We start from the raw sequence: 2,276 nt of genomic DNA, 5'->3' as shown, positions 1-2,276 counted from the left end.
GCTTTCCGCGCTCTCGGCGGCCTTGACCATAGCCTCGCCCGCGGCAGTCAGCGTGCAGCCGGCGGTGTGCCGCTCGAGCAGCTTTGCCTTCAGGCTCTTCTCCAGCGCGGTCAGCTGACGCGCCACCGTGGTGTGGTTCAGGCGCAAATTCTTCGACGCCTTGAGGATCTGCCCGGCGCGCGCGACCTCCAGGAATATCCTCACCCGCTCCCAATCCATTGACGACACCCTCTCCGACCACTCTGGCTATAACGACACTTTTTGCACAATAGAGGCGTATCATCGTTCATTGATGTGCTTGGTAGCTGGGAGGAACGCACCCCGCTGACCCCAAGATCATGATTCCCGTGCTCTAACCAGCTGAGCTACCGCACCATAGGGATCGCGGCGGCGAAGAAGGCTGATCTTACGAACGCGCGGCCCCCCATCCTCTTTTCCACTGTGTGGTTCAGATCACAGCAGAATCGCGCGCCTCCGCCTACAATGACCGCGCATGGCCGCAAACAAGGTAACGGCGGTACGCTCGAGGCTGCGGAGGCGATCAACAGCTACGGACTTTTCGAGGCCGCCAGGGTGAAGAGCCCGGCGGCTTTTTTTCTTGCAAAGCTCGCTTCTATCGATTCGGGGACGCGTCGGACGACTTCCGCTCCTCGCGTTCGTCCTCCAGCTGCCGTTCCGCTTCGAGCCAGAACTCCAGCTCGCGACCCGTTGGCCGGCCGGCCTGCTCCCAGAGCTCGTACGCACGCGCGCGCACCTGGCCGCGCCGCATCATGCGACGAAGCTTTCGCGTCAGCTCTTCGGCGAAACTCCTGAAGCGCTGGCCCGTGGTTTCGTCCTTGACGAGCGCCGCCGCTCGCGTTGCGAGTTCGATCTGGTGCTCGATCTTTTTCTGCTCGTCCACCGCCGACACTGCCATGGGATAAGGATCGTCTTCAGAGCCCGTGCTGGTCAGACACTGAATTCCTTTCGGGGATGGTCTGTTCCCTCAACAGCAGCGCGTAGCCAGTAGGATGGGTAGAGCGGAAGCGAAACCCATCAAGTCCGGGCGAAGAAGCAATGATGGGTTTCGCAAGGGCTCTACCCATCCTACGCGCTCCGCTAATCCACCCTACGCGCCGTCACATCGACGCCGTCAGTGCCACGTCGTGTCGGCTTCGACGATCACCACGCGTATCTCGGGATCCTCGGTCGTGTTGCAGGTGCAGGGCATGCCCTCACCGCAGCGGCAGCCGCCGGGCTGTTCGCTCCAGACCCGGAGCGGATGGTTTTCGCAGACCCATCCCAGACCCTGGCAGAATGGGCAATTCTTGTCGGTCACAGCGTATCCGGCGTCCGCAACGTGTTCGACTTGTCTTCGTTGCGCAGCTCCTGCTCGGCGGCGCGCCAAAATTCGTCCTCGCGGCCTTCGGGCTTGCCGGCTTGCTCCCACAAGCGGTGCGCGCGGTCTCTGATCTCTTGCTCGGTCGGCTCGGACAATTGCATCTCCTGCTTGTGAAGCGCGGCCCCACCCTGGGGGGTATGAGGGGCTTGGAGGCGGGGTCGCGCAGGCCAGCAATCGGCGGCGAAGCTGGCCCGCGGATTCAAGCGTCGATCCCGCGCGGGAGTTCCTAGTCGCGGATGCGCCAGACGAGGACGCGACGGACAATGTGCGCCGTGCGGCTTGGCGCCCAAGCCAGGCCTGACAGATCGGACGTGAGGAGATTGAAATGGTAGCGGGAGAGGGACTCGAACCCCCGACCCCAGGATTATGATTCCCGTGCTCTAACCAGCTGAGCTACCCCGCCACAGGGTCGCGAACCGCCTGATACGGCCGATCTCGCGAACGCGCGGCATATAAAGAAGGGGGCGGCGGGAAGTCAAGCAAAGTGGTCCGCCTTTTTCCGCCTTCGCCAAGGCTGCAACGGGACAAGCCGCCTTGTGAATACGGCTCTTTTTCAATGAGTTCGTCATGGCCGGGCTTGTCCCGGCCATCCCCTTCGCTGCAATCCCAAGAACGTGGATGCCCGGGCTGAAGCGCGAAGACGCGCTGCGCGCTTCTGCCCGGGCATGACGGCATTTGGGATGAAACGAGGCCTATTTCGGCCTTACATTCGGGTCGCCGCCGGGGCTGCCGGGGGGCGGGATCACCGGGGTGTTGCCGCCGGTGTCGGGGGCCGGAGCGTGCATGTCGGGATCGACGCCGGAGGGCGGGCAGAGCACGCCGTCGGACTTCGCCAATTTGTCGCCGAGCGGTTCCCGGGACTGGCCGGTGGTGGTGCCGTCGGCCTGGCGGTTGG

At 63.7% G+C, this 2,276-nt stretch carries 4 protein-coding genes, 1 tRNA gene and 1 pseudogene; all 6 read right to left on the bottom strand.

What is annotated here, in order from left to right:
• The coding region (locus MOV74_RS36400) for a LysR family transcriptional regulator (protein WP_246932134.1) at nt 1–219 on the bottom strand (219 nt) is incomplete at its 3' end.
• 394 nt (nt 220–613) lie between these two features.
• Nucleotides 614–916 carry a DUF2934 domain-containing protein gene (locus MOV74_RS36395; RefSeq protein WP_246932132.1) on the bottom strand — a complete coding sequence of 101 codons (303 nt, stop codon included), beginning with the start codon at nt 914–916 and terminating at the stop codon, nt 614–616.
• A 216-nt stretch (nt 917–1,132) separates the two neighbouring features.
• Complete coding sequence (locus MOV74_RS36390; RefSeq protein ID WP_246932130.1) at nt 1,133–1,318, bottom strand: hypothetical protein; 186 nt, start codon at nt 1,316–1,318, stop codon at nt 1,133–1,135.
• Nucleotides 1,315–1,476: a DUF2934 domain-containing protein gene (locus tag MOV74_RS36385; RefSeq protein WP_246932127.1), complete on the bottom strand. Its 162-nt coding sequence runs from the start codon at nt 1,474–1,476 to the stop codon at nt 1,315–1,317. The genes MOV74_RS36390 and MOV74_RS36385 overlap by 4 nt, the downstream gene beginning before the upstream one ends.
• Nucleotides 1,477–1,707: 231 nt before the next feature.
• A tRNA-Met gene (locus MOV74_RS36380) sits at nt 1,708–1,784 on the bottom strand.
• Between the two features lie 289 nt (nt 1,785–2,073).
• A pseudogene (locus tag MOV74_RS36375) lies at nt 2,074–2,276 on the bottom strand (hypothetical protein); the annotation flags it as partial.

It is taken from the genome of Bradyrhizobium sp. SHOUNA76, from assembly GCF_023006445.1.
Lineage (GTDB): Bacteria > Pseudomonadota > Alphaproteobacteria > Rhizobiales > Xanthobacteraceae > Bradyrhizobium.
Note: the sequence above shows the minus strand (reverse complement) of the source record. Positions and strands in the feature narration are given on the sequence as shown.

Excerpts from the sequence above, each read along its gene's own strand:
- MOV74_RS36395 (WP_246932132.1), bottom strand. The coding sequence starts at position 916 with ATGGCAGTGTCGGCGGTGGACGAGCAGAAAAAGATCGAGCACCAGATC.